At 68.3% G+C, this 24,706-nt stretch carries 19 protein-coding genes; 10 read left to right on the top strand and 9 right to left on the bottom strand.

Features of this window, described 5'->3' with window-relative positions; translation table 11 throughout:
• Positions 1 to 71 precede the first annotated feature (71 nt).
• From FBZ88_RS17835 to FBZ88_RS17845, 3 genes are read right to left on the bottom strand one after another with little or no spacing between them, the layout of a single operon-like run.
• Positions 72 to 1,454 carry an ATP-binding protein gene (locus FBZ88_RS17835; protein WP_145618552.1) on the bottom strand — a complete coding sequence of 461 codons (1,383 nt, stop codon included), beginning with the start codon at positions 1,452 to 1,454 and terminating at the stop codon, positions 72 to 74.
• 30 nt (positions 1,455 to 1,484) lie between these two features.
• Positions 1,485 to 2,186 carry a response regulator gene (locus FBZ88_RS17840; protein WP_145618553.1) on the bottom strand — a complete coding sequence of 234 codons (702 nt, stop codon included), beginning with the start codon at positions 2,184 to 2,186 and terminating at the stop codon, positions 1,485 to 1,487.
• A 53-nt stretch (positions 2,187 to 2,239) separates the two neighbouring features.
• Complete coding sequence (locus FBZ88_RS17845; protein WP_145613288.1) at positions 2,240 to 2,752, bottom strand: MarR family winged helix-turn-helix transcriptional regulator; 513 nt, start codon at positions 2,750 to 2,752, stop codon at positions 2,240 to 2,242.
• A 263-nt stretch (positions 2,753 to 3,015) separates the two neighbouring features.
• Between FBZ88_RS17845 and FBZ88_RS17850 the strand changes: the two genes are divergently transcribed.
• The gene (locus FBZ88_RS17850) at positions 3,016 to 3,438 is read left to right on the top strand and encodes an RT0821/Lpp0805 family surface protein (protein ID WP_050898079.1); all 423 of its coding nucleotides are present in this window, start codon (positions 3,016 to 3,018) and stop codon (positions 3,436 to 3,438) included.
• Between the two features lie 123 nt (positions 3,439 to 3,561).
• A complete protein-coding gene (locus FBZ88_RS17855) occupies positions 3,562 to 5,028 on the top strand; it encodes a serine hydrolase domain-containing protein (protein WP_145618554.1) in 1,467 nt (488 codons plus the stop codon).
• A gap of 107 nt (positions 5,029 to 5,135) precedes the next feature.
• On the opposite strand, the gene FBZ88_RS17860 is transcribed toward FBZ88_RS17855, so the two are convergent.
• Positions 5,136 to 5,447: a hypothetical protein gene (locus FBZ88_RS17860; protein WP_145613285.1), complete on the bottom strand. Its 312-nt coding sequence runs from the start codon at positions 5,445 to 5,447 to the stop codon at positions 5,136 to 5,138.
• A 618-nt stretch (positions 5,448 to 6,065) separates the two neighbouring features.
• Here FBZ88_RS17860 and FBZ88_RS31375 point away from each other — a divergent pair.
• The gene (locus FBZ88_RS31375; protein WP_281289006.1) at positions 6,066 to 7,730 is read left to right on the top strand and encodes a methyl-accepting chemotaxis protein; all 1,665 of its coding nucleotides are present in this window, start codon (positions 6,066 to 6,068) and stop codon (positions 7,728 to 7,730) included.
• A 73-nt stretch (positions 7,731 to 7,803) separates the two neighbouring features.
• On the opposite strand, the gene FBZ88_RS17870 is transcribed toward FBZ88_RS31375, so the two are convergent.
• Positions 7,804 to 8,793: an alpha/beta fold hydrolase gene (locus FBZ88_RS17870; protein WP_145618555.1), complete on the bottom strand. Its 990-nt coding sequence runs from the start codon at positions 8,791 to 8,793 to the stop codon at positions 7,804 to 7,806.
• A 142-nt stretch (positions 8,794 to 8,935) separates the two neighbouring features.
• On the opposite strand from FBZ88_RS17870, the gene FBZ88_RS17875 reads away from it, so the two are divergent.
• On the top strand, positions 8,936 to 9,787 hold the full coding sequence (locus FBZ88_RS17875) for a helix-turn-helix domain-containing protein (protein WP_145618556.1): 852 nt from the start codon (positions 8,936 to 8,938) through the stop codon (positions 9,785 to 9,787).
• 63 nt (positions 9,788 to 9,850) lie between these two features.
• On the opposite strand, the gene FBZ88_RS17880 is transcribed toward FBZ88_RS17875, so the two are convergent.
• Positions 9,851 to 10,525, bottom strand: coding sequence for an orotate phosphoribosyltransferase (locus tag FBZ88_RS17880; RefSeq protein ID WP_145618557.1), 675 nt, complete (start codon positions 10,523 to 10,525; stop codon positions 9,851 to 9,853).
• 36 nt (positions 10,526 to 10,561) lie between these two features.
• Complete coding sequence (pyrC, locus tag FBZ88_RS17885) at positions 10,562 to 11,638, bottom strand: dihydroorotase (protein ID WP_145618558.1); 1,077 nt, start codon at positions 11,636 to 11,638, stop codon at positions 10,562 to 10,564.
• A gap of 163 nt (positions 11,639 to 11,801) precedes the next feature.
• On the opposite strand from pyrC, the gene hisS reads away from it, so the two are divergent.
• A complete protein-coding gene (hisS, locus tag FBZ88_RS17890; protein ID WP_145618559.1) occupies positions 11,802 to 13,175 on the top strand; it encodes a histidine--tRNA ligase in 1,374 nt (457 codons plus the stop codon).
• 269 nt (positions 13,176 to 13,444) lie between these two features.
• Positions 13,445 to 16,558 (top strand): transglycosylase domain-containing protein, encoded by a 3,114-nt coding sequence (locus tag FBZ88_RS17895; protein ID WP_246138724.1) that lies wholly within the window; start codon positions 13,445 to 13,447, stop codon positions 16,556 to 16,558.
• On the opposite strand, the gene FBZ88_RS17900 is transcribed toward FBZ88_RS17895, so the two are convergent.
• Positions 16,559 to 17,464, bottom strand: coding sequence for an alpha/beta fold hydrolase (locus FBZ88_RS17900; RefSeq protein ID WP_186464469.1), 906 nt, complete (start codon positions 17,462 to 17,464; stop codon positions 16,559 to 16,561).
• Between the two features lie 240 nt (positions 17,465 to 17,704).
• Positions 17,705 to 18,673: a LysR family transcriptional regulator gene (locus FBZ88_RS17905; RefSeq protein ID WP_281290150.1), complete on the bottom strand. Its 969-nt coding sequence runs from the start codon at positions 18,671 to 18,673 to the stop codon at positions 17,705 to 17,707.
• 114 nt (positions 18,674 to 18,787) lie between these two features.
• On the opposite strand from FBZ88_RS17905, the gene FBZ88_RS17910 reads away from it, so the two are divergent.
• The 4 genes from FBZ88_RS17910 (at position 18,788) to lspA (ending at position 24,696) form a co-directional block, all read left to right on the top strand.
• The gene (locus FBZ88_RS17910; protein ID WP_211102713.1) at positions 18,788 to 19,990 is read left to right on the top strand and encodes an MFS transporter; all 1,203 of its coding nucleotides are present in this window, start codon (positions 18,788 to 18,790) and stop codon (positions 19,988 to 19,990) included.
• A gap of 117 nt (positions 19,991 to 20,107) precedes the next feature.
• On the top strand, positions 20,108 to 21,058 hold the full coding sequence (locus FBZ88_RS17915) for a bifunctional riboflavin kinase/FAD synthetase (RefSeq protein ID WP_145618562.1): 951 nt from the start codon (positions 20,108 to 20,110) through the stop codon (positions 21,056 to 21,058).
• Positions 21,059 to 21,334: 276 nt separating this feature from the next.
• On the top strand, positions 21,335 to 24,202 hold the full coding sequence (gene ileS / locus FBZ88_RS17920) for an isoleucine--tRNA ligase (RefSeq protein ID WP_145618563.1): 2,868 nt from the start codon (positions 21,335 to 21,337) through the stop codon (positions 24,200 to 24,202).
• Entirely contained in the window at positions 24,199 to 24,696 is a 498-nt protein-coding gene (lspA, locus tag FBZ88_RS17925; protein WP_145613273.1) for a signal peptidase II, read from the top strand. Before ileS ends, lspA begins: the two co-directional genes overlap by 4 nt.
• The last annotated feature ends 10 nt before the right edge of the window (positions 24,697 to 24,706 follow it).

The following is a 24,706-nucleotide window of genomic DNA, read 5'->3' on the forward strand; positions in this document are numbered from 1 at the left end:
CCTCGCGCTGAATGACAGACGGGCGGTACCCCACCGGGTGCCGCCCGTTTTCATTTCCGCTGTCCCGCTGCTTACACAGGCAGCCTGATCACCGCCCGCAGGCCGCCCCGGGGGCTGTCTTCCAGCAGGACGTTGCCGCCGTGACGGTTGGCGATGTCGCGGGCGATGCCCAGGCCCAGGCCGACGCCGCCCGTGGCCTGGTTGCGGGAGCTGTCCAGGCGGTGGAAGGGGCGGAAAACCTCCTCCCGCATCTCCGCCGGGATGCCGGGCCCATTGTCGTCAACCAGGACATAGAGGTGGCCGCCCTGGCGCTGCAGGGTCACCCAGGCACGGCCAGCGTAGCGCACGGCGTTGCCCACCAGGTTGGCGACACAGCGGCGGAAGTCGTTGGCGCGCAGCGGCACGATGATGGTGGCGTCCGGCAGGCTCAATTCCACCGACCGGCCCTCGCGCCGGGCGTTGGCCGCCACGTCGCTCAGCAGGGCGCCCACATCGGTGGGGGCGGGCGGTTCGGCGCCCTCGCCCCGGGCGAAGGCCAGGTAGGCCTCGATCATTCCCTCCATCTCGGCCACGTCGGCCTTCAGCTCCTCCACCTCCTGGGCCTCGGGCAGCATGGCCAGCTGCAGGCGCATGCGGGTCAGGGGGGTGCGCAGATCGTGGCTGACCCCGGCCAGCATCTCCGTGCGCTGGCTGATCTGGCGCTGGATGCGTTCCCGCATCTGCAGGAAGGCCGTGGCGGCCTGCCGCACCTCCGACGCGCCCTCCGGCTTGAACAAGGGGGTGTCGCGGCCCTTGCCGAAGGCCTCCGCCGCGATGGCCAGGCGGCGGATGGGCCGGATCTGGTTGCGCATGAACATGATGGCGATGGTGAACAGCAGCAGCGAGCTGCCGGCCATCCACAGGATGAACACCCAGCTGGTGAAGCTGAACAGCCGCCGCTCCGGCGACAGGACGTGCAGCACGCCGTCGGGCAGCTGCACGTTGATGCCGTACCATTCGTGGGCGACGTGGGTGTCTATGGTCCAGGGGCGGCCAACCTTCTCGTCCAGGGCCCGGCCCAGCGTGTGCTCCAGGATGCCGAACAGGTGCTGGCGGTGCCAGTTGGGCAGCCGTTCGCCCGGGCGGAAGGTCACCATCAGGTCGGTGGTGCGGGTCACCATGTCCAGGGTCGCGGCCTGGTCCTCCTCCGTCTGGTCGCGGCCCAGCTGCTCGATGACCATGGCGATCTCGCCCGCCACGCCGAAGGCCTGGTTGTTGGTCACCCGTTCCCAATGCTGGTCGTAGAAGTAGAAGGTGGCGATGGCTTGCGCCAGGATCACCGGTGTGGTGATGATCAATAGCGACCGGCCGAACAGCGTGCGCGGCAGCAGCCGCTTCACGACGCCGGAAGGATTGATCACCGGGGGCGCCCCCAAACCCTGGCGCCGGGCCGCCTGTTCACGCGTCATGCTCATGGGGCGTCCTTCAGCGACTAAAAAGGGGCCTCAGTCGGGCCGCAGCACATAACCTTCGCCACGCACCGTCTGCAGATAGCGCGGCTGGCGCGGGTCGGTCTCGATCTTGCGGCGCAGGCGCGTGACCTGCACGTCGATGGCGCGGGCGTTGCTGTCGATGCCGGCGCGCCCCAGATCCTCCCGCGTGAACACCACCCCCGGCTGGGCGGCCAGGGTGCGCAGCAGGCTGGCCTCGCCGCTGGTCAGGCGCACGGTCTCATCGCCCGACCGCAGTTCTTCCCGTTCGGCGTCGAACACCCAACGGCCCAGGCGCACCTCCGCCGCGGCCGACGCCGGCTTGGGCAGGCGGCGCAGGATGGAGGTGATGCGCAGCACCAGCTCGCGCGGCTCGAAGGGCTTGGGCAGGTAGTCGTCGGCCCCAGCCTCCAGGCCGGCGATGCGGTCGTCCGGCTGGCCGTTGGCCGTCAGCAGCAGGATGGGCAGGCCGCCATCGGCGCGCAAGCTGCGGGTCAGCTGCAGCCCCGACTCGCCGGGCATGCGCACATCCAGCACCATGAGATCGAAGTGCAGGGAGGCCAGCATGCGCCGGGCCGCCGCCGCATCCGCCGCGGCCGAGACGATAAAGCCGTTCTGCGACAAATAGCGCCGCAGCGCCTCGCGCAGGCGGTCGTCGTCATCCACCACCAGGATGTGGGGCTGCTCCTCGGGCAGGGCCTGCTGCGTCATCGTCATGGCCGAATGCTCTCCCTAACGGTCGCGGGGCGGCAGCATAGCACAATGCGGGCTCAGCGCTTCGCCAGCGCCGCCACGGCGGGCCGGGCCTGGGCGAACGTGTCCCGATCGCTGTCGTCCATGATGCCGACCATGACCTTGCGGAAGCCCTCCACCGCTTCCGCCCCGGCCCGGCGGTAGGCGCGGGCGATCAGCTGGCGCTGGGGCTCGGACAGCTGGCGTTCGAGTTCCTGGCCCTTGGGCGTCAGGTCCAGCAGGCGCTGGCGCCGGTCGCGGGTGCCCTGGCGCTGCACGATATACTCCTCACGCACCAGATCCTGCAGGACGCGCGACAGGCTCTGCTTGGTGATGCGCAGGATGCCCAGCAGGTCGGTCACCGTGATGTGGGGATGGCGTCCCACGAAGTAGATGACGCGGTGGTGCGCCCGGCCCAGGCCGATCTTCTCCAGCATGGTGTCGGGTTCGGCGGTGAAGTCGCGGTAGGCGTAGAACAGCATCTCCATCGCCTGCCGCAGCTCCTCCTCCCGCAGGAACAGGGGATTTACGCCGGTTTTCATGTCGGTCATACGATGCAGGCTTTCGGTACTGGCACGAATAATGGGCGGCATTATGCCAGTTGCGTCCGTGAAGGGGAGCGGTTTCACGGACGATCCGTCGCACCCCGCCCGGCTCGGCCCTTCGGCGGGATACCGCCTTTCGGGCTCTGGCTTTCGGGGGTCGGGCTTCGGCGGGGATTGCGCGGCGGGCGTCACCTTTGGCAAAAGGGGCGCTCAATCGGGGCGCCGTCGATATTGGGGGGCGTTTACCAGGGGATGCAGGAGCCAAAGGGATGAAGATGAAGCTGTCGGTCGCAGGACTGATGCTGCTGGCGCTGGCGGGTTGCGCCGCCAAGCCCGAGGAGAAGCCCGCGGCGCCGGCCGAGCCGCCGCCCGTCGAGGCGCCCAAGCCGCCACCCACGGACATCACGCTGGATGCCAGCGATCTGACCGCGCTGCAGACGGCGCTGAAGGAGGCCACGGGCAAGCCCATCCAGGAAACCGTGACCTGGACGAACCCGCAGACGGGCCGCCAGGGTACCGTGAAGATGCTGCGCGACGGCTTCGATGCCAAAAACCGCCCGTGCCGCGAATTCCACTCGGTGGTGTTCCAGGGCCAGCTGTTCCGCCACCAGACCGGTTTCATCTGCCGCCAGCCCGACGGCAGCTGGGAAGTGGTCGACGGCGTCGACTACCCGGTCCGCGAACGCAAGTAAGGCGGCCCCCGCCGACTCTCGCTGCCTTGGCCGTGCCACAGTCACGGCCAAGGCTTATGCCCGAGTTCGTGCCGGGCCGGCGCCCGGGCGGACCCGTCCGCCTTCGGGGAGCGTTGCGTACTGATGTCCCAGTCACCGAAATCGGGGGCCACCCCGCCCAAGCCCGGCGCCTCCAAGCCCGGCCCCTCCAGGCCTGGTGAGCCCCGGAGCGGCTACCTTCGGGTGGCCCTGCTGCTGGTGCCGGTGGCGGCGGTGGCCATCGGCGGCGGCCTGCTGCTGGCCCACTGGGGCAGGCGTGTGGAAACGCCGCCACCCCCGCCGCCGGCGGTGGCGGAGCCCCCCGCCCCCCGCGGTCCGGTGACGGTGGAGGTGGCGGGCGGCGACGGTCCGATCCTGACGGTGGCTTCGCCCGATGACCGCCAGATTTCGGATGAGGGCCTGAAGGCCCTGCACACTTTCGAGTCCAACACCGGCACCACGGCCCTGCTGGTCTGGTATCGCGGTGCCCTGCAGGTGGAGGACTACGGTCCCGGTACCCGCCCGGCGGACCTGATGGACGGTGCCGGTCTGCAGGCGGGCCTGCTGACCTTCCTGACCGGCAAGGCCATCCAGGATGGTTTCCTCACCTCCGCGGATCAGGCGCTGGGCCAGATCTTCCCGGACTGGAAGGACGATCCGCGGGGCCGGATCACCGTGCGCGACCTGCTGGTGGGCAGCAGCGGCCTTGGCTTCACGCCCGATAACGGCACCCCGGGCGGCCCGGCGGCGGCCGATGCCGGCGCCTGGCTGAAGGGCCTGGCGCTGGAGGCGGAACCCGGCACCCGCTACAAGCCGGCGGAAGGTGAGCTGCAGGTTCTGGCCCTGGTGCTGGAAAAGGCGACCCGGCAGCCGCTGGCGGCCTATTTGTCGCAGGCGCTGTGGGCCTCGATCGGCGCCCGCCCGGCGGAGATGCTGTTGGATGACAGCGGCCGCGCCACTCTGGTGGGCTGCTGTGTCAAGGCGACGGCGCGCGACTGGCTGCGCCTGGGCTTGCTGCTGAAGGATGGCGGCCAGGTGGAAAACCGCCCCGTCCTGCCCATGCCCTGGGTGGAGGAGATGCAGCGTCCCACGCTGTTCGCCCGTAACGAGGGCATGCGGGTGCGCCTGGCCTGGCCGCGGGAAAAGGGCGGCCCCGTCAAGGCGGCCGAGGCCTTCGCCGAGCCCGACACCGTTTTCATGGCTGGCGCCGGTGGCCAGCGGCTTTATGTGTCGAAAGCGGCCGATCTGGTGATCCTGCGCCTGGGCCGCGCGGTCGAGCCCTGGGATGACGCCACCCTGGTGAACTTGGTGACGCGCCACCTGGAACGTCCGCCGGAGCCTAAGCGCACGCCGTATTCTTCCATCGCCGTGCAGCCGCAAGGGCTGGCCATGCCGCCCATCGTCACGCCGCGCAAGCCGCCGACGGTGGTGACGGTGCCGCTGGACGCGGTCCCTTCCCGCGGAAAGGATGCCCAGCCGGCCTTGCCCGTCGCCCCCGCCGTGCCGGGAGGCACTCCCGGCCAGTCGAACGCAGGATCGCCGCCGGCGGACAAAACGCCGCACCGGCGGTGATGCGTCTTAACCATTATCCGCCACTGAAAGTCGTGCTCGGGTGTGGAATCCCTGTCGTCTGTCCGCCGGCCCCGGGAGGGGCGCGGCGGAAGGGCGGGCGTTAAGCTTTATTTGGATTTGAAGGCTTTCAACTGTTTGTTGAATTCGCTCGCGAGCTTCTGCATCTGGTCGACCGCGTCGTTGTACTTCTTCTGCCAGTTGCCGTTGCCGTTTTTGCCTTCGAACTCGACGCAGCTCATGTAGTCCTGGGTCTCCGCCATGAACTTCTTCACCGCTGCGGATGCCGCCTGCATCTCCGCTTCCGCCGCCTTGCTGCCGTCCGGCACGGCGGGGGGCGTGCCCAGCGAGCACTCCGCCCGCGCCACGCCCGCAACCCCCAATCCAGCCATCAGGACGATGGCTGCCACCCGCTTCTTCATCTGCACCAACCTCCCAGAGTCCAGTAAGTACACGGTCTAAAAAAGACTATCCGTCAAAGGTTTACGGATTGTTACCTACGTTTGTCTTCACTTCGGCCCGTCCGTTGCGGGTCCGCGCCCTGTTCACGATCAGCCACCGTCCCGGCCGCCCAGCCTCTGCCGGGGCGTGATCCGATATGACGGAGTGGTGACGTTTTTTGTCACCTCTGCTGAATTTTTATTACTTAAAATGCTAAGAAGAACTCCGGGGTCCAGCCCCTTTCCCCCCGTTTCGTTTATCTCACCCCGTTAGCGCCTTGGATTCCGGGGTTTTAACCAGAGTCTGACGCTAATGGATCCAGGCTGAAATCCTTTCCGCATTGCGAAAGATAAATTTCAGTCGTCATGGTCCTCGGCGGCGTTAACTGTAGTTGAGGTTATAAGTCAGTTTACAGGTCTGCGAAAGCATGTCTAGGTATTAGCCCAGGGCCCGGGCCGAGCCACTATCGCACTGTGGGCGAGGGGTTCGGGGGCGCGCACCGGTTTGATAGGGTGGTTGTCGGTCTTGGCGACGACAGCGGCGCGGGGCAACGAACAAAGCAGGGGTAGTTAATAATGTCGTATGAGGCGGATGGGTTTTTGGGGCGTGTCAGTGGCCTGGTGAAGAAGCCGGAAAATTCGAGAAGCTGGTTTACCATTGGGCGCAAGATCGCCCCTGCGGTCGCCATTCCCACGATTATCGGCCTGGGTGCTGTCATCTGGCTCAGCGCCAATCAGATGCATAAGGCCATGCTGGCCCAGTCCGTGGCGTCAGAGCGCCAGGAAACGGAAATGCTGGCGCAGCAGATGAGCGCCGCGGTCCGCTTCAAGCAGCAGGACTCGATCGCAGACGCCTATGCCGACCTCAGCACCCGCGCGGGCGGCAGCCTGGCGGGCGTGCGCGTGAACGACGGCGATGGCGAATCCCTGGACAGCTTCGACAGCAAGACCCTGCCGACCTACGCCATCGACAAGGACAAGGACCTGCCCAAGAAGGTCACCGAGACCAAGGCCTTCGATCGCGGCGACCACCTGATCGTCATGTCGCCGGTGAAGGCCGGCGCCAACCACGACCAGGTCGGCACCCTGATCGTGGCGTGGAGCCGCCAGGGCCTGAACGAGGCCATCTCCTCCACCGTCAAGGGCTCGCTGCTGACCGCCATCATCGTGCTGGCGATCCTGGTCGGCGGCCTGGCCGTGCTGCTGCACTTCCTGGTCAGCCGTCCGCTGACCACCTTGCAGACCGCCATGGGCCGTCTGGCCAGCGGCGACCTGACCGTGGACATCACCGGCACGGAGCGTGGCGACGAGATCGGCGCCATGGCCGCCTCCGTCCAGGTGTTCAAGGACAACGCCCTGGAAGTGGAGCGCCTGAAGAAGGTGCAGGAGCAGGCGGAGCGGGAGTCGGCGGAAGAAAAGCGCCGCACCATGAACCGCCTGGCCGACGAGTTCGAGAGCACCGTGAAGGGCGTCGTGGCCCAGGTGTCCGAGGCCGCCACCCGCATGCAGTCCAGCGCGCAGACGCTGTCCGGTTCGGCCGATGAGAGCCGCAGCCAGGCCGGCGCCGTCGCCGCCGCCACGCAGCAGGCCTCGGCCAACGTGCAGTCGGTGGCCAGCGCCACCGAGGAACTGGCCGGCTCGCTGGCCGAGATTTCCAACCAGGTCAACACCTCGGCCCGCATCGCCAAGGCGGCCGCCTCCACCGCCGAGAAGACGAACGAGACCGTGCAGTCGCTGGCCTCGCGCGCCCAGAGCATCGGCGACGTGGTGAAGCTGATCTCCGACATCGCCAGCCAGACCAACCTGCTGGCGCTGAACGCCACCATCGAGGCGGCCCGCGCCGGTGAAGCCGGCAAGGGCTTCGCGGTTGTGGCCAGCGAGGTGAAGAGCCTGGCCAACCAGACGGCCAAGGCGACGGAGGAAATCTCCGCCCAGATCTCCACCATGCAGGACGCCACCCGCGACGCGGTCGACGCCATCATCACGATTTCCAGGACCATCGCCGAGATCAACGACATCTCCGACATGGTCGCGGGCGCCGTGGAAGAGCAGGACGCGGCGACCAAGGAAATCGCCCGCAACGTCCAGCAGGCCTCCATGGGCACTATGGAAGTGTCGCGCAACATCGGCTCGCTGCAGCACGCCGCCGAGGACACCGGCAAGTCGGCCACCCAGGTTCTGGGTGCCGCCACCGGCTTGGCCCAGCAGTCCGACACCCTGGCCGGCCAGGTGGACCGCTTCCTGCAGCAGGTCCGCGCCGCCTAAGTCGGTCTGGTGCATCAAAAACCCCGCAGGAGCGATCCTGCGGGGTTTTTTGCTGAAAGGGCGCGGCAAGTTCTCAGGCTGTCACCCCCCACAGCTTTCGGGCCTCCTCCGCGATGATGTCCGGATATTCCTCGGGGAAGAACAGCTTGGCCTGGGGCAGGTGGCGCACGCCCTGGCAGTTGGGCAGGATGCCGGCCAGATAATCGCCGCCAGCACGGTCGAAGATGGTGTCGGCCGTGCCCCAGACGATGCGGGCCGGCACGGCCACCCGGCGCAATTCCTTCTCGATGCCGGCCAGGGGGTTGGGATCCAGGCCCAGGGTGTAGGCATGCACCAGATCCTTGCGCCGGGGGCTGCTGACCAGCGGACCCAGGTAATAGTCGATGGCCTCATCCGTGGGGCGGGTGGGGTCGCTGAAGGTCTGGCCGCCCAAGCCTGTCGGGCTGCGCGCCAAGTCCTTGTCCGCCACCCAGCGCGCCAGCCAGCGGTCGGCGAAGGTGCCGGCCCGCGCCATCTCCAGCACCGGCTGCAGGGCCGGGGGCGGGCTATCGGGCTCGGTATCGCAATTGGTCAGCAGCAGGCTGCGCACCCGCTTGGGGTATTGAGTGACGAACAGCTGGGCCACCGCTCCGCCGCTGTCGTTGGCCACGATGTCCACCGTGTTGGCGCCCACGCTGTCCAGGAAAGCGGCCAACATGCGCACCTGGACCATGGGAGTCACCGCCTGGCCGTCCGGCACCCGGCTGTAGCCCAGGCCCAGGAAGTCCGGTGCCAGGCAACGGCGGTGGGCCGACAGCCGGTCGATGGCGCCGCGCCACTGGAAGCTGCTCAGGGGAAAGCCATGCAGGAACAGGGCGTCGGGGCCGTTGCCCTGGTCCATGTAGGCGACATGGCCGAAGGGGGTGCCGGCATAGCGGCGCAAGCTGCGGTAGGCGGCAGCATCCAGCGGCCCGGTGCCGGACAGGGCGGCGGCGCCGGCACCGGGAGTCCCGAGCGCCACGGTGGCGCCGATCCCGGCCAGGCCTTGCAGGAAATGACGGCGGTCGAACGGTGCGGAAAGCATCTCTCATCCCTCAAGGGAAGGTTGTTCGGATGCCCCAGGGATACGCCCGGGTGCTACACGCGGTCGATAACCCGCCAGGTCATGGTTTCTTGACCTCCGAGGTCATGGCTTTTGTCCATGGCCGCCGTATCATTCCCCCACCATGACCCATGCCGCCGCCGCGACCGTGACCCCCATTCCCTCCCAGCCGACGCCGCTGGGCCTGCTGCTGCGCGAATGGCGGGCGGCACGGCGCATGAGCCAGATGGATCTGGCGCTGGAGGCCGGCGTCTCCACCCGGCACCTTAGCTGTGTGGAAACCGGCAAGGCCCAGCCCAGCCGCGAGCTGCTGGCCCGGCTGGCCGATACGCTGGACATGCCCCTGCGCGAGCGCAACGCCCTGCTGGTGGCCGCCGGCTACGCCCCGCGTTACAGCGAGGCGACTCTGGCCACCCCGGCCATGGCACCGGTGCGCCAGGCCATCGACTTCATCATCGGCCAGCAGGAACCCTACCCGGCCGTGGTGATGAACCGCCGCTGGGACGTGGTGCGCATCAACCGCGCCACCGCCCGCATCGTCAGCCTGGCGCGCGGTGGCATGCCCCGGCACAACAACATCCTGCGCCAGGTGTTCGATCCGGAGGACATGCGGCCCGTCATGGGCAACTGGGAAAGCCTGGCCGGCGACCTGATCCGTCATCTGCATAACGAGGTGGCGGCCACCCCGCTGGACCAGGGGCTGCGCACCCTGCTGGATGACGTGCTGGCCTATCCCGGCGTGCCCGCCCGCTGGCGGTCGCGCGACCCCGACGCCTATCCCCTGCCGCTGTGCACCACGGTGTTCGCCGGTGGTGCCTTGGACGGCGAGGGCCACCCCCTGCGCTTCTTCTCGACCATCACCACCTTCGGCACCGCCCGCGACGTGACGGTGGAGGAACTGCGCATCGAGTGCATGTTCCCGGCCGATGAGCGCACGGCGGAGCGGTGCAAGGCGCTGGCGGCTGGGTCCGCCTGATAAACAAACAGCGGCATGGGTCGCCCCATGCCGCTGCGGTAGACGTTGCGCCTGGTGGAAGGCTTATCCTTCCACCTTGCCGCCGTTGGCGGCCGACCATTCGGCCGGGGCGTGCAGGAACTTCTCCACTTCCAACATCGTTGCGGTATCGAAATAGTTGTGGTCGCGGGCCACTTTCAGCACGTCCCACCAGGTGGTCAGGGCATGCAGGGTCACGCCGATCTCGCGCATCGTCTCCACGCTCTTGGGGAAGATGCCGTAGTGGAAGACGACGAAGGCGTGCTCGCACACTGCACCCGCTTGGCGCAGGGCGTTGACGAAGCCCACCTTGCTGCCGCCATCGGTGGTCAGATCCTCCACCAGCAGGATGCGGTCGCCCTCGGCGAATTGGCCCTCGATCTGGGCGTTGCGGCCGAAGCCCTTGGGCTTCTTGCGCACGTACTGCATGGGCAGGCCCATGCGGTCGGCCATCCAGGCGGCGTAGGAGATGCCGGCCGTCTCACCGCCGGCGACACCGTCGAACGCCTCGAACCCGGCGTCGCGCATCACCGTCTGCACGGCGTAATCGATGATGGCCGAGCGGGCGCGGGGGAAGCTGATGACCTTGCGGCAGTCGATATAGACCGGGCTGGCCTTGCCCGAGGTCAGGATGAAGGGCTGGGCGGCGTTGAAGTGGATCGCCTTGATGTCCAGCAGGATGCGGGCGGTCAGGCTGGCGGCGGTCTGGGCGTCGATCATGGGGGACCTCGGGCGGAAGATAAATTGGTGGAGGTATTAGTCCTGCAGCAGGCGCCAGTCCAGCCGTTCGCCGGCGCGGAAGGGCAGGACAGCGTTGCTGCCGCCGGCGTCCACCAGGTCGGGAACGGTATAGCCGTCGCGCACCAGGGTGATGGTGTCCTCATTGGGGGCCAGGCCATGGAAGCGCGGGCCGTTCAGGCTGGCGAAGGCCTCCAGCGCGTCCAGCCTGCCTTCCTCATCGAAGACCTGGGCGTAGAGTTCGATGGCGCTGGCCGCCGTGTAGATGCCGGCGCAGCCACAGCCCGATTCCTTGGCGCTGGTGGGGTGCGGCGCGCTGTCGGTGCCCAGGAAGAACCAGGGCTGCCCGCTGGTGGCGGCGCGGCGCAGGGCCAGCCGGTGCTTTTCCCGCTTGGCGATGGGCAGGCAGTAGAGATGGGGCCGGATGCCGCCCGCGAAGATGGAGGAGCGGTTGATCATCAGGTGATGGGCGGTGATGGTGCAGGCGAGGCGCCCGCTGCCCCCGTGCGCCTCCACCACGGCCACCGCCTCTTCAGTCGTGGCGTGTTCCAGCACGATCTTCAGGGTCGGGTAGCGGTCCATCAGCGGCAGCAGCACGCGTTCGATGAACACGGCCTCGCGGTCGAAGATGTCGATGGCGGGGTCGGTCACCTCGCCATGGACCAGCAGGGGCATGCCAATGTCCTGCATGCGCGCCAGCACGCCGGCCACATTGGCGAGGTCGGTGACACCGTGGGCGGAATTGGTGGTGGCGTGGGCGGGGTACAGCTTCACCGCCCGGAACAGGCCTTCCTTATAGCCGGCGGCGATCTCATCGGCGCTGCTGCCGTCCGTCAGGTAGGCGGTCATCAGCGGCTGGAAGCGGGCACCCCCATTCTCCGGCAAGGTGGCCAGGACTTCCTCGATCTCCGCCTTGTAGCGCCGGGCGGCGGCGCGGTCGGTCACCGGCGGCACCAGGTTGGGCATGATGATGGCCCGGCCCATCTGGCGGGCGGAATGCGGCAGCACCGCGCGCAGCATGGCGCCGGTGCGGACGTGCAGGTGCCAGTCGTCGGGGCGTCGCAGGGTCAGGCGGGCGGCGGGGGTCGCGCTCATGGGGCATGGGTCCGGCTTATGATGTCCGGGCGCCAGTGGTACGCGCTCAGGCGCGCGGGCTCAACCCCCGTGGGTTTGAGGTTGCCCATGCCTGTGGCGCGCCACCGGGCAAATCGGGTATGAAGCCCGTCTTGTCCGTCTCTTAGATTCCGAGTTCGATCCCATGGCCCTGATCGCCCCCCGCACGCCGCCCGGCACGATGGAACTGCTGCCGTCCAAGCAGATCGCCTTCCAGCGCATGCTGGACACCATCCGGCGGGGCTATGAGCGTTTCGGCTTCCTGCAGATCGAAACCCCAGTGTTCGAGACCGTGGACGTCCTGCTGACCAAGTCGGGCGGCGAGACGGAAAAGCAGATTTATTTCGTGCAGTCCACCGGTGCCCTGGAACAGGCCAAGCGGCCCGATATCGCCTTGCGCTTCGACCTGACCGTGCCCACCGCCCGCTATGTGGCGGAGCATGAGCATGACCTGAGCTTCCCCTTCCGCCGTTATCAAATCCAGCGCGTCTATCGCGGGGAGCGGGCGCAGAAGGGACGCTATCGCGAATTCTACCAGTGCGACATTGACGTCATCGGCAAGGATAGCCTGTCCGTCGCCTATGACGCGGAGATGCCGGCCGTCATCTACACCGTGTTCCGGGATCTGGCCCAGGTGGGCATCGATGTCGGCCCCTTCCAGATCAACCTCTCCAACCGCAAGATCCTGCGCGGCTTCCTGGAAGGGCTGAACCTGAGCGAGGGCGAGGCTCAGGCCGCCGTGCTGCGCGAGATCGACAAGCTGCCCAAGGTGGGCGTGGATGCCGTGCGCACCACCCTGACGGGGGAGCAGGCACTGTCGGCCGAGATGGCCGATGCCATTCTGGCCTTTGTCGGCATCGATGGCACCACGGATGAGATGCTGGCCAAGGCCAAGGATCTGGGCAGCGCCAGCGCCCTGGCCCAAGAAGGCCTGGGCGAGCTGACCCAGGTGGTGGCGGGGCTGCGCGCCCTGGGCGTGCCGGACACCCACTTCCGGGTCAATTTCTCCATCACCCGCGGCCTCGATTACTACACGGGTACGGTGTATGAGACCTTCCTGACCGACTTCCCGCAGATGGGCAGCGTCTGCTCCGGCGGGCGCTATGACAACCTGGCCAGCCAGTACACCAAGAGCAAGCTGCCGGGCGTGGGGATCTCCATCGGCGCCACCCGCCTGTTCTACGTGCTGGACCAGGCCGGCCTGGTGAAGGACCAGACCAGCACCATCGACGTGCTGGTCACCCAGTTCGCGCCCGAGCTGCTGCCCGATTACCTGACCCTGGCGGGTGAGCTGCGCAGCGCCGGCCTGAACGTCGAGGTGCATCTGGAACCGGCAAAAATCGCCAAGCAGATGAAATATGCCGACCGCGCCGGCATCCCCATGGTGCTGATGATGGGCCCGGACGAGGCCGCCGCCGGTACCGTCACGGTGAAGCGCCTGGCCAGCGGCGAGCAGGCGACCGTGGCCCGTGCCGACCTGGCCGGCCATCTGCTGGCGGCGTTCGGCCGCGCCCGCTGAGATCACCGGAACCGGCACGGACCTTGCGTTAAAGGGCCGTGTTTGGCCACACCGGCGGCAAAACCTACCCCCAACAGGGGGCTGACCCTGATATCGCTTGATCGCGGGCAGGATAGGCCGCTTAGTTGAGACGGGGGGTGAGCCTCTGCCCGGTGGCCCATGACGGGTCTGCGCTGAGGGGGGTACCGCGTACGCGGGCGATGACGACCAGCACCGACAACAGCTTGGGCGGGGCTCCCCTAACGGGGGTTAGTGGGCGGGCCGATACCTTGGCCGCCTTGCGTCCGCCCGTCTCCCGCCTGGCGCCGGGCGCTGGGACAGCCGACGCCGCCCCCAAGCCGCCGAAGGTCCGCCGGCGGGGCACGCCGCTGTGGGTGCGTGTCCTGGGCTGGACCACCAGCCTGGCCATTCTGGGCTGCATCGGCGGGGCCGCCTGGCTGGAGACGGAGACATCTGGCTTCGAGTCCGTGCTGCTGGCCCGGGTCGGGCGTGACCTGCGCTATTCCGTCTACCCCGGCCCCACCACGGCTGTGCGCTATCCCACGGCGGGGCCGTATGACGAGCGGCTGGGCTATGCCCAGATGCCCAGCTTCCTGGAGCGGCTGACGGCCGGGCCCTATCGCGTCACCGCCCAGGCGCGCATGTCGCCCACGCTGCTGGACTACCTGGACCTCAGTTTCTATCCGCCCTATGCGGAGAAGACCTCGGCCGGGCTGCAGGTGCTGGACCGGGGCGGCACGCTGCTCTACGGCGCCAGCTATCCGGAGCGGGTGTTCACCAGCTACGCCTCCGTTCCGCCGCTGGTGGCGCAGACCCTGCTGTTCATCGAGAATCGCCAGCTGCTGGACCCTGCCCATCCCTACCGCAACCCGGCGGTGGATTGGGACCGCTTCGGCCTGGCCCTGCTGCAGATCCCGTTGCAGGTCATCAACCCCGGCGCCCAGCGCATTGGTGGCAGCACCCTGGCGACCCAGACGGAGAAGTACCGCCATTCCGCCGGCGGTCAGACGGCGGATGGGGTGGAGAAGCTGCGCCAGATGGCGTCGGCCAGCATGCGCGCCTATATGGACGGTGCCGACACCACGCAGACCCGCTACCGCATCCTGGTGGATTATCTGAACTCCACGCCCCTGTCGGCCCGGCCCGGCATCGGCGAGATCAACGGCCTGGGCGACGGCCTGTGGGCCTGGTATGGCACCGACTTCGCCGCCGCCAACCAGATCCTGCGGGACACGCCCCGGACGGAAGAGGATCTGGCGACCCAGGCGGTGGTCTACAAACAGGTGCTGAGCCTGCTGCTGGCCCAGCGGCGGCCATCCTTCTACCTCACCACCAACCGCACGGCGCTGGACGCCCTGTGCAACGAGCATCTGCGGGTGCTGGAGAAGGCGGGCGTCATCCCGCCGGCGCTGGCCGACGCGGCGCAGAACTTCAAACTGCGCTTCCGGGAGGAGACGCCGGACCCGCCCGACGTCTCGTACGTGGAGCAGAAGGCGGTCAACGCCATCCGCAACCGCCTGACCACCATGCTGGGCGCCCATACGCTGTACCAGCTGGACCGGCTGGACCTGACCACCGAGACGACGCTGGACCAGGCGGCGCAGGAGCGGGTGACCGGGGTGCTGAAGCGCCTGGCGGACCCGGCGGCGACGGCGGAACTGGGCCTGACCGGCGACCGGCTGCTGACCGGCGCCGACCCGGCCAAGGTGGTCTATTCCGTCACCTTGTATGAGCGCGCGCCGCACGCCAACCTGGTGCGGGTGCAGGTCGACACCCTGGACCAGCCGCTGGACCTGAACGAGGGCGCGCGGCTGGATTTGGGATCCACCGCCAAGCTGCGCACGCTGATCTCCTACCTGGAGATCATCGAGAAGCTGTACCGCGACTATCACCAGCGCGACGCCGCCTCCCTGCGCGACATCTCGGCGGCGGCGGACGACAACCTGACGCGGTGGGTGACCGACACGCTGGCGCAGACGGGCGACCAGGGCCTGCCGGCCATGCTGAACGCGGCCATGGAGCGCACCTATTCCGCCGGCACGGGCGAGCGTTTCTTCACCGGCGGCGGCCTGCACAGCTTCAACAATTTCGAAAAGTCGGACGACCACCGTATCCTGACGGTGTCCGAGGCGCTGCGCCGCTCGGTGAACCTGGTGTTCATCCGCCTGATGCGCGACGTGGTGAACCACTATATCGCGGAGGGGCCGGCGCGGAAGGACGACGTGCTGGACGACCCGCACCACCCGGCCCGCCAGACCTATCTGGCCCAGTTCGCGGACCGGGAAGGGAGCACCTTCCTGAACCATTTCTGGGATGAGTACGGCGGCCTCAGCCCCGACAAGGCGCTGGAGAAGCTGGCGGCCAAGGCCGGCACGCGGGAGGAGCGGCTGTCCGTCATCTACCGCTCCGTCCGGCCGAACTCGACGCCGGAGGATCTGGCCCGCTTCCTGGCCGCCCATGGCGCGGTGGAAAACGACACCCGGCCCGGTGCGAAGCGGCAGCCGCTGAAACCCGCCACGGTAGCCGCCCTGTTCGAGAAGGCCGATCCGGAAAAGTGGAGCCTGAACGACCGCGGCTACATGGCCGGCGTCCATCCGCTGGAGCTGTGGCTGGTGGCCTACCTGCAGGAAAGCCCGAAGGCGCCCAAGCGTCAGATGCTGAAGGAGAGCAGCACCTCGCGCCAGGAAAGCTACCAGTGGCTGTTCTCCACCCGCTACAAGCACGCGCAGGACACCCGCATCGGCATCGTGCTGGAGGAGGAGGCCTTCGCCCGCATCCATGCCGACTGGAAGCGCCTGGGCTATCCCTTCGAGGCGCTGGTGCCGTCCTACGCCACCTCCATCGGCAGTTCCGGCGACCGGCCGGGGGCGCTGGCCGACCTGATGGGCATCATCGTCAATGACGGCATCCGCCTGCCCACCGCCCGCGTCACCCGCCTGCATTTCGCCGCCGGAACGCCCTATGAGACGGTGGTGGGCCTGGACGACCAGATGAAGGGGGAGCGCGTGCTGTCCCATGACTTGGTTGAGGTGGTGAGGGCCCACCTGCTGGACGTGGTGCAGAATGGCACGGCCCAGCGCGCCAAGGGCGCCTTCCACGACGCCGACGGCAACCCGCTGCCCCTGGGCGGGAAGACCGGCACGGGCGACCAGCGCTTCGACCGCTTCGGGCCCGGCGGGGTGCTGCTGGAATCACGGGTGGTGAACCGCACCGCCACGTTCGTCTTCTATGCGGGCGACCGCTTCTTCGGCGTCATCACCGCCCATGTCCATGGGGCCCAGGCCGCCAACTACCACTTCACCAGCGCCCTGCCGGCCCAGCTGTTGCGCGTGCTGGCCCCGGCGCTGCAGCCCCTGATGCTGATGCCGCCGGACCAGGGGTAACTACAACCCCGTTTCCTCCAGGAAGTGGTCCACATCCTCCCACACCGCGCGGCGGATGGTGTCGTTCTCCATCATCAGCTCATGCCTGGCGCCGGGATACTGATGGAAGCGGGCGTCGGGCAGGCGGCGGGCCAGGGCGCGCAGGGCTGGGGAACTGACGATCCGGTCGGCGCCAGCCGCCAGGATCTGGATGGGCAGATCCAGGCCCGACATCGTGGCGTGGGCGAGATAATCGGTGGAGCGGTAGGCGGCTGCCAGCCAGCCATAGGTGACGCCGCCCAGGCAAAGGTCCTGCTGCTGGCGGCAGGCATCCAACGCCACCGTGAAGCGGCGCGGATCGCTGGTCAGGGGATTGCCCTCGAACCGTTGTGCGTCGGGGTCGAAATCGCGCTGGCCGGGGGCATAGGCCTCAGCCTTGCCTTGGCGGCAGGCCAGATTGGCGATCAGGGCGGCGACGCGGCCGGGCAGCGGGGCGGTGTTGATCCGCACCATGGCGGCCGACAGGATCAGGGCCTTCAGCCGCGGCACCTCCATCGCCGTGTCGCAGTCCAGCACATGACGCAGCATCAGGTGGCCGCCCATGCTATGGGCGAAGGCGACGACCGGCCCGGTGGGTGGGCACAGGGCGGCCATGACGGCCTCCAGATCCTCCAGGTAGGTGGAGAAGTCGTCAATGTGCCCCAGCTGGCGGTTGGACAGGGGCCGGGTGGACAGGCCTTGGCCGCGCCAGTCGAAGGACACGACGCGCCAGCCCCTGACGGCCCACTCCGACGCCTGCTCCGCATACTTTTCCAGGAATTCGCTGCGGCCGTTGACCAGCAGGCAAGTGCCGCGGCGGCCCTCTTCCCCCGCGCTCTGCCAACAGCCCAGGCGCAACCGCGCGCCGTCCGGGCGGTCCAGATACATGCAGGCCCATCCGGCGCCGCCCGACGGGTACGTCCATCCCGCCGGCGCGGCGCCCGGGGATATTTCGCCAGGGGTTGTTTCGACTGCGTTGTCCATGACGGCGACGGTTCCGGCCCGCATAGTTCTCGGCGTTATTGTCCCCATTGTCGGCGCGATTCGGGGCCACGATCAAGTCGCCGATCCACATCTGCACATTTTATCGGATTATTGGCGGGGTGCCGCTTTCCGCTATGCCCGTGCTCACAGGGCGGGTGGAAAAGTTTCATCCATCCCCTGGGGTTCGGCCACGGCAGGGCCCGCGTGGTTGATGAAGTTGCGCACCAGTACACGCGTGTCACCCCGACGCCAGGCCAGCGCCAGCCGGGCCGTCGGCTGGGCGACGCCCGGCAGTGGGGCCAGGGGCAGGAAGACCACGCCCGCCACCCGCACCTGGGACATCGACGCCGGCATGATGGACACGCCCAATTCGGCCGCCACCAGGTTGACGATGGAACTCATCTGCGGCGCCGTCTGGTACAACCGCGGCTCGAACCCGGCGGCGCGGCAGGCGGCCATGGTGGTCTCGAACATGCTGGGGCCGGCACCCTTGGGGAATAGGATGAAGGGGTCGTCCCTCAGCCGGCCCAGGTCGAGGACCGGGGTGCCCGCCGCCGGATGGCCGGCGGGCAGGACGGCCACCATGGGCTCCACCGCCAGCAGGCGGGTCTGCACCGGGCCGCCCGGGGGCGGATCGGTGCGCAGAAAGATGATGTCGACTTCTCCCCCTTCCAACGCCGCCAGCAAGGGAATGGAATTCGATTCAACCAGGCCCAAATCCACCTCGGGGTAAGCCCGGCGGAAGGACCGGATGGCGCCGGCCACCGCCGGGTTGAAGGCGGAGGAGGAGGTGAAGCCCGCCCGCAGGCTGCCCAGTTCCCCTCGCGCCGCCCGCCGCGCGCTGTCCAGCGCCTGTTGCGCCAGGGCGGGGAAGGGGCGCACGCGGTCCATGAAGGCGCGGCCCGCCTCCGTCAGTTCGGCGCCATGGGGCACGCGGTGGAACAGTGCCGCCCCCACCTCACGCTCCAGGTCCTTGACCTGCTGGCTCAGCGGCGGCTGGCCGATGCCCAGGCGGGCCGCCGCGCGGGTGAAGTTGCCTTCCTCGGCCACCGCCAGGAAATAGCGGATGTGGCGCAGTTCCATGTTCCTGGCCTCGGTTCCTGGCAGCGCCATTGCTAAAAGCGATCACCTTCGCCTGTGCCATATATTGGACCTCTGGCCTCGGCCGCGCCAGTTTCCGATGTAGGCCCGTTCCTGGGCGAACTGTTGTTTTTGAGGATGGTCTTCATGGAATCCCTGCATTGGCAACGGAACCTGTACGTCTGCCTGTTCGGGTCCTTCACCACCATTGCGGGCCTCAGCCTCATCCTGCCCTTCCTGCCCCTGTATGTGGAGCATCTGGGGGTGGCGGGGCATACCGCCATCGTGCAGTGGTCGGGCATCGCCTATGGTGCCACCTTCTTCGGCGCGGGCGCCACCGCGCCCCTGTGGGGCAAGTTCGCCGACCGCTATGGCCGCAAGGTCATCCTGATCCGCGCTAGTTTGAGCATGACGGTGGCCATCGCCCTGACTGGCCTGGTGCAGGACGTCTATCAGCTGGTGGCGCTGCGCCTGCTGGCGGGCCTGCTGGGCGGTTACGCCTCCGGCTCCATCGTGCTGGTGGCGACCCAGACGCCTAAGGCCCGCTCCGGTTGGGCGCTGGGTATCCTGTCCACCGGCATGCTGGCCGGCAGCCTGGCCGGGCCGTTGATCGGCGGGGCGCTGCCCGGCCTCATCGGCTTGCGCCAGACCTTTTTCGCCGCCGCCGGCGTCATCTTCCTGACCTTCATCGCCACCGCCACCCTGATCCGGGAGGAACCGCGGGCCAGGGCCGCCGGTCCCCACCTCACCGGCAGCCCCTGGCGCCAGATTCCCGACCGGCGGCCGGTCTACGCCATGCTGCTGACCGCCTGCATGCTCATGGTGGCCAACATGTCGATCGAGCCCATCATCACCGTCTATGTCGGCCAGATCGCCGCCCCCGGCAGCGACATCGCCTTCCTGTCCGGCCTGGTGATGGCGGGCGGCGCCCTGGCCAGCATGCTGGCGGCACCCCGCGTGGGGCGGCTGACCGATCGGCTGGGGCCGCGCACGGTGGTCATCGCCTGCCTGGCTGCCACCGGCCTGCTGATGATCCCGCAGGCCTTCGTCACCCATACCTGGCAATTGGTGGCCTTGCGCTTCTTCATGGGCCTGACCCTGGCCGGGCTGCTGCCGGCCATCACCACCCTGATCCGCCATGCCGTGCCCGACCGGGTGGCGGGCGCCATCCTGGGCTATTCCACCTCCGCCCAGTTCGCAGGGCAGGTGGCGGGGCCGCTGCTGGGCGGATTCATCGGCGGCCACGTCGGCATGCGCGCGGTGTTCTTCGTCACCGCCATCCTGCTGTTCGCCAGCGCCGCCCTGAACGCCCGGCTGAAGATTTATTCCGACCCCGCCCATGCGGTCTAAGGGCGGGGGGCTTGCGCGGGAAGGGCTTTGCACGGCGGGGCGTTAGCGCCTATATCCGGACACGTCGGATACCCGCCTGTTCACGGCCCACCTCAAGTCGACGGAAAGCCGCCGGTCATGAAGTTACTGCGCCACTATGAGGATGCGCCTGCCGAGTTGCGTGGGGCTGTCGTGGCCCTGGGCAATTTCGATGGTGTGCATCTGGGCCACCGCGCCGTCATCGGCCAGGCCCGCGCGCTGGCCGACGACCTGGGTCGCCCGGCCGCCGTGGTGACGTTCGAGCCGCACCCGCGCAGCTTCTTCCGGCCCAACGATCCGCCTTTCCGCCTGACGCCCCTGCGCATCAAGACCCACCTGATCGAGGCGTTGGGCATGGACGCCATGGTGGTGCTGCACTTCGACGCCGCCCTGGCGGGCATGACGGCGGAGGAGTTCGTGGAAACGGTGCTGGTCCAGGGTTTGGGCGTGCGCCATGTGGTGGCCGGCTACGACTTCCTGTTCGGTCACAACCGCAGCGGCGACATGGCGCTGCTGCGTGCCCTGGGCGCCCGCCATGGCTTTGGCGTGACCGAAGCGCGGCCGGTGGCCAATGGCGCGGGCGAGCCCTATTCCTCCACCGCCGTCCGCCGTCACCTGCAGGAGGGCCGGCCGCAAGAGGCGGCCGCCATCCTGGGGCATCCCTTCGAGATCGAGGGCCGGGTGGAGCATGGCGACAAGCGGGGCCGCACCATCGGCTTCCCCACCGCCAACATCGAAATCCACGATTATCTTCGCCCTCATTTCGGCGTTTACGCCGTGCGCGCCGGCGTGGACGAAGGGGCGGGCACCATCTGGCACAACGGTGTGGCCAATCTGGGCCGCCGGCCCACCGTGGGGGGCACGGTGGAACGGCTGGAGGCCCATCTGTTCGACTTCGACGACGACCTCTACGGCCGCCATGTCCGCGTGCAGCTGCTGGACTTCATCCGGCCGGAGATGAAGTTCGAGAATTTCCAGGCACTGAAGGACCAGATCGCCCGGGACGCGGACGAGTCCCGCCGCCGGCTGGCGGCTCTGCCCGGCACTTAAGTTGGCCATCGCCTTGACGCTTCCGGACACCATCCCATCTCGCTTGACCCACCGGGGCCGGCTGCTAACATCCGCCCCCATGTTGCCAACGCGCCAGATCAGGGTCATGGACCTGCGAATTATCGACCCGGTCTCCTGAGGGGGGCCGGGACCAGGGCGCGCTCATCCGCGTACCACCACCGCCGACTATCCCGCCGGCCTTACCCCCGGGGCGCCCGCATCCGCCTCCGGACAAGGGCAAGGCCGCCATCCGAACACCGGATTTCCTGACCCGCCATGACCCGCGATCTTAAAGACACCGTTTTCCTGCCGCGCACCGATTTCCCCATGCGCGGCGGCCTGCCGAAGAAGGAGCCGGAGCTGCTGGCCCACTGGGCGGCCATCGACCTGTACGGCAAGCTGCGCCAGGATGGGGCGGAGCGCGCGCCCTTCGTGCTGCATGACGGCCCGCCCTATGCCAACGGCAACATCCACATTGGCCACGCGGTCAACAAGATCCTGAAGGACGTGGTCATCCGCAGCCAGCAGATGCAGGGCCGCAATGCCGTCTACGTCCCCGGCTGGGACTGCCACGGCCTGCCCATCGAATGGAAGATCGAGGAGAAGTACCGCAAGGCCGGCAAGGACAAGGACGAGGTGCCCGTCCTGCAGTTCCGGGCCGAGTGCCGCAACTTCGCCGCCGAATGGGTGGGCATCCAGGCCGGCGAGTTCCGCCGCCTGGGCGTGGAAGGCGACTGGCAGAACCCCTACCTGACCATGGCGTTCGACGCCGAATCCGCCATCGTGCGCGAGATCCACAAGTTCCTGCTGAACGGCGGCCTGTACAAGGGCGCCAAGCCCGTCATGTGGTCGGTGGTGGAAAAGACCGCCCTGGCCGAGGCGGAGGTCGAATACCAGGACGTGACCTCGCCCATGATCTGGGTGCGCTTCCCCGTGGTGACGGCGCCCACGCCGGTGCTGAATGGTGCGGCGGTCGTCATCTGGACCACCACCCCCTGGACCATGCCGGGCAACCGCGCCGTGGCCTATGGCGAGGATATCCCCTACGCGGTCTACACTGTGACCGAGGCGCAGGAAGGCTCGCTCGCCAAGGTGGGTGAAAAGCTCATCCTGGCCCAGGCCCTGGCCGAGGGGGTGGCGACGTCGGCCAAGGCGACGTTCGCCAAGGGCGCGGACGTTGCCGCCGCCGACCTCAACGGCGCCATCCTGGCCCATCCCTTCCGTGGGCATCCGGAGGCCAACGGAGGCTACGACTACCCCGTGCCGTTGCTGCCGGGCGACCATGTCACGTCCGACGCCGGCACCGGTTTCGTCCACACCGCGCCCGGCCACGGTGCCGAGGACTTCGACCTGGGCCGCAAGTTCGGGCTGGAGGTGCCGCAGACCGTTGACGCGGACGGCAGCTACTACGCCCATGTGCCGCTGTTCGCCGGTGCCCGCGTCTACACGCCGGAAGGCAAGCCGGGCGACGCCAACGGCAAGTCCATCAGCGCCCTGATCGCGCAAGGGGCACTGCTGGCCAAGGGCAACCTGAAGCACAGCTACCCGCACAGCTGGCGCTCCAAGGCGCCGCTGATCTTCCGCACCACGCCGCAGTGGTTCATCTCCATGGACACCAACGACCTGCGGGCGCGGGCGCTGGCGGCCATCGATGAGACGCAGTGGGTGCCGCCGCAGGGCCGCAACCGCATCCACGCCATGGTGGAAAGCCGCCCCGACTGGTGCATCAGCCGCCAGCGCGCCTGGGGCGTGCCCATCGCCCTGTTCCTGTCCAAGGCGGACGGCCAGCCCCTGAAGGACGAGGGCGTGCTGAACCGCATCGCCAGCTTCTTCGAGACCGAGGGGGCGGACGCCTGGTACAACCGGCCCGCCGCCGACTTCCTGGGTCCGGATTATGATCCGGCCGATTTCGACCAGGTGTTCGACATCGTCGATGTCTGGTTCGAATCGGGCTCCACCCACGCCTTCGTGCTGGAGCGGCGCAACGACCTGTCCTCGCCCGCCGACCTCTACCTGGAAGGGTCGGACCAGCATCGCGGCTGGTTCCATTCCTCGCTGCTGGAAAGCTGCGGCACCCGGGGCCGCGCGCCCTTCAAGGCGGTGCTGACCCACGGCTTCGCGCTGGATGAGCAGGGCCGCAAGATGTCCAAGTCCCTGGGCAACGTGGTGGCGCCGCAGCAGGTGATGGAAGAATACGGCGCCGACATCCTGCGCCTGTGGGTCGTGGGCTCCGACTATTCGGAAGACCTGAAGGTCGGCAAGGAGATCCTGAAGAGCAACGCCGATCTCTACCGCCGCTTGCGCAATACCCTGCGCTACCTGCTGGGCGCCCTGGCCGATTTCACGGAGGCGGAGCGGGTGGAACCGGCCGCCATGCCGGACCTGGAGCGCTGGGTGCTGCACCGCCTGGCGGAGATGGACGCCATCGTGCGCCAATCCACCAAGGACTACGATCTGCACCGCCTGATCACCGAGCTGCATAATTTCTGCGCGGTGGACCTGTCGGCCTTCTACTTCGACGTCCGCAAGGACAGCCTGTACTGCGACGCGCCGGCCAGCGCCCGCCGCCGCGCCGTGCGCACGGTGCTGGAACGGCTGTTCGTGACGCTGACCGCCTGGCTGGCCCCCATCCTGTGCTTCACGGCGGAAGAGGCCTGGCTGGCCTTCCTGGCGGAGGGCGACGACGCCCGCCGCGCCGCCTGGCCGGAAAGCGTCCACCTGCGCCAGTTCCCCGATATCCCGGCGGATTGGCGTGACGATGCCCTGGCCGCCCGCTGGACCGTGGTGCGCGATGTGCGCCGCGCGGTCACGGGCGCCCTGGAACTGAAGCGCGCCGACAAGACCATCGGCTCTTCCCTGCAGGCGCACCCCACGGTGTACGTGCAGGAGGCCCACCACGCGGCCCTGGCCGGCCTGGACCTGGCGGAAATCAGCATCACCTCCGGCATCACCGTGACGGTGGGTGCGGCCCCCGAGGGTGCCTTCGCCCTGGCCGACGTGGCCGGCGTGGGCGTGGTGTTCGGCCCGGCCGAGGGCGAGAAATGCGAACGCTGCTGGCGCATCCTGCCGGAAGTCCCTGCGGCGGCGGAGGGCGTGGAGCAGCTGTGCCATCGCTGCGATGACGCGGTAGGACACCACGCATGAGCATGCTGACCCGCGTGTTGGGGCGGTTCGGCGTTCCAGGCCTACTGGCGGTGGCCGTGATCCTGGCCGCCGACCAGGCCAGCAAGGCCGCCATCCTGGGCCGCTTCGCCGAGGCAGGCGACGGCGTGACCCTGCTGCCCTTCTTCAACCTGGTGCTGGTGTGGAACCACGGCGTCAGCTTCGGCCTGTTTAATCAGGGCGGCGCGACGGGCACGGCCCTGTTGATCGTGTTAGCCCTGGTCATCACCGCCGCCATGGCGGTGTGGATGCGCCGCGCGGCCCGCCTGATCGAGGCGGTGTGCGCCGGCATGGTGATCGGCGGGGCTTTGGGGAACGTGATCGACCGGCTGCGCCTGGGCGCCGTCGTTGATTTTCTGGACTTCCACATCGCGGCGTGGCATTGGCCGGCATTCAACGTTGCCGATAGCGGCATCGTCGTCGGCATGCTGGTGCTGGTCGTGGATGGGCTGTTCGTCAAGCCCGCGACGCGGTAGGGTGTCGCCG

The organism is Nitrospirillum bahiense (assembly GCF_007828025.1).
In the GTDB taxonomy this organism is placed as follows: domain Bacteria; phylum Pseudomonadota; class Alphaproteobacteria; order Azospirillales; family Azospirillaceae; genus Nitrospirillum; species Nitrospirillum amazonense.

Bases quoted from the DNA above. Each gene is read 5' to 3' on its own strand.
- FBZ88_RS17915 (WP_145618562.1), top strand. From the start codon at position 20,108: ATGAAGTTACTGCGCCACTATGAGGATGCGCCTGCCGAGTTGCGTGGG.
- FBZ88_RS17835 (WP_145618552.1), bottom strand. From the start codon at position 1,454: ATGAGCATGACGCGTGAACAGGCGGCCCGGCGCCAGGGTTTGGGGGCG.
- hisS (WP_145618559.1), top strand. From the start codon at position 11,802: ATGGCCCTGATCGCCCCCCGCACGCCGCCCGGCACGATGGAACTGCTG.
- FBZ88_RS17880 (WP_145618557.1), bottom strand. From the start codon at position 10,525: ATGATCGACGCCCAGACCGCCGCCAGCCTGACCGCCCGCATCCTGCTG.
- FBZ88_RS17905 (WP_281290150.1), bottom strand. From the start codon at position 18,673: ATGGCGCTGCCAGGAACCGAGGCCAGGAACATGGAACTGCGCCACATC.
- FBZ88_RS17855 (WP_145618554.1), top strand. From the start codon at position 3,562: ATGTCCCAGTCACCGAAATCGGGGGCCACCCCGCCCAAGCCCGGCGCC.
- ileS (WP_145618563.1), top strand. From the start codon at position 21,335: ATGACCCGCGATCTTAAAGACACCGTTTTCCTGCCGCGCACCGATTTC.
- FBZ88_RS17850 (WP_050898079.1), top strand. From the start codon at position 3,016: ATGAAGATGAAGCTGTCGGTCGCAGGACTGATGCTGCTGGCGCTGGCG.
- pyrC (WP_145618558.1), bottom strand. From the start codon at position 11,638: ATGAGCGCGACCCCCGCCGCCCGCCTGACCCTGCGACGCCCCGACGAC.
- lspA (WP_145613273.1), top strand. From the start codon at position 24,199: ATGAGCATGCTGACCCGCGTGTTGGGGCGGTTCGGCGTTCCAGGCCTA.
- FBZ88_RS17840 (WP_145618553.1), bottom strand. From the start codon at position 2,186: ATGACGATGACGCAGCAGGCCCTGCCCGAGGAGCAGCCCCACATCCTG.
- FBZ88_RS17860 (WP_145613285.1), bottom strand. From the start codon at position 5,447: ATGAAGAAGCGGGTGGCAGCCATCGTCCTGATGGCTGGATTGGGGGTT.
- FBZ88_RS17870 (WP_145618555.1), bottom strand. From the start codon at position 8,793: ATGCTTTCCGCACCGTTCGACCGCCGTCATTTCCTGCAAGGCCTGGCC.
- FBZ88_RS17845 (WP_145613288.1), bottom strand. From the start codon at position 2,752: ATGACCGACATGAAAACCGGCGTAAATCCCCTGTTCCTGCGGGAGGAG.
- FBZ88_RS17875 (WP_145618556.1), top strand. From the start codon at position 8,936: ATGACCCATGCCGCCGCCGCGACCGTGACCCCCATTCCCTCCCAGCCG.
- FBZ88_RS17900 (WP_186464469.1), bottom strand. From the start codon at position 17,464: ATGTATCTGGACCGCCCGGACGGCGCGCGGTTGCGCCTGGGCTGTTGG.
- FBZ88_RS17910 (WP_211102713.1), top strand. From the start codon at position 18,788: ATGGAATCCCTGCATTGGCAACGGAACCTGTACGTCTGCCTGTTCGGG.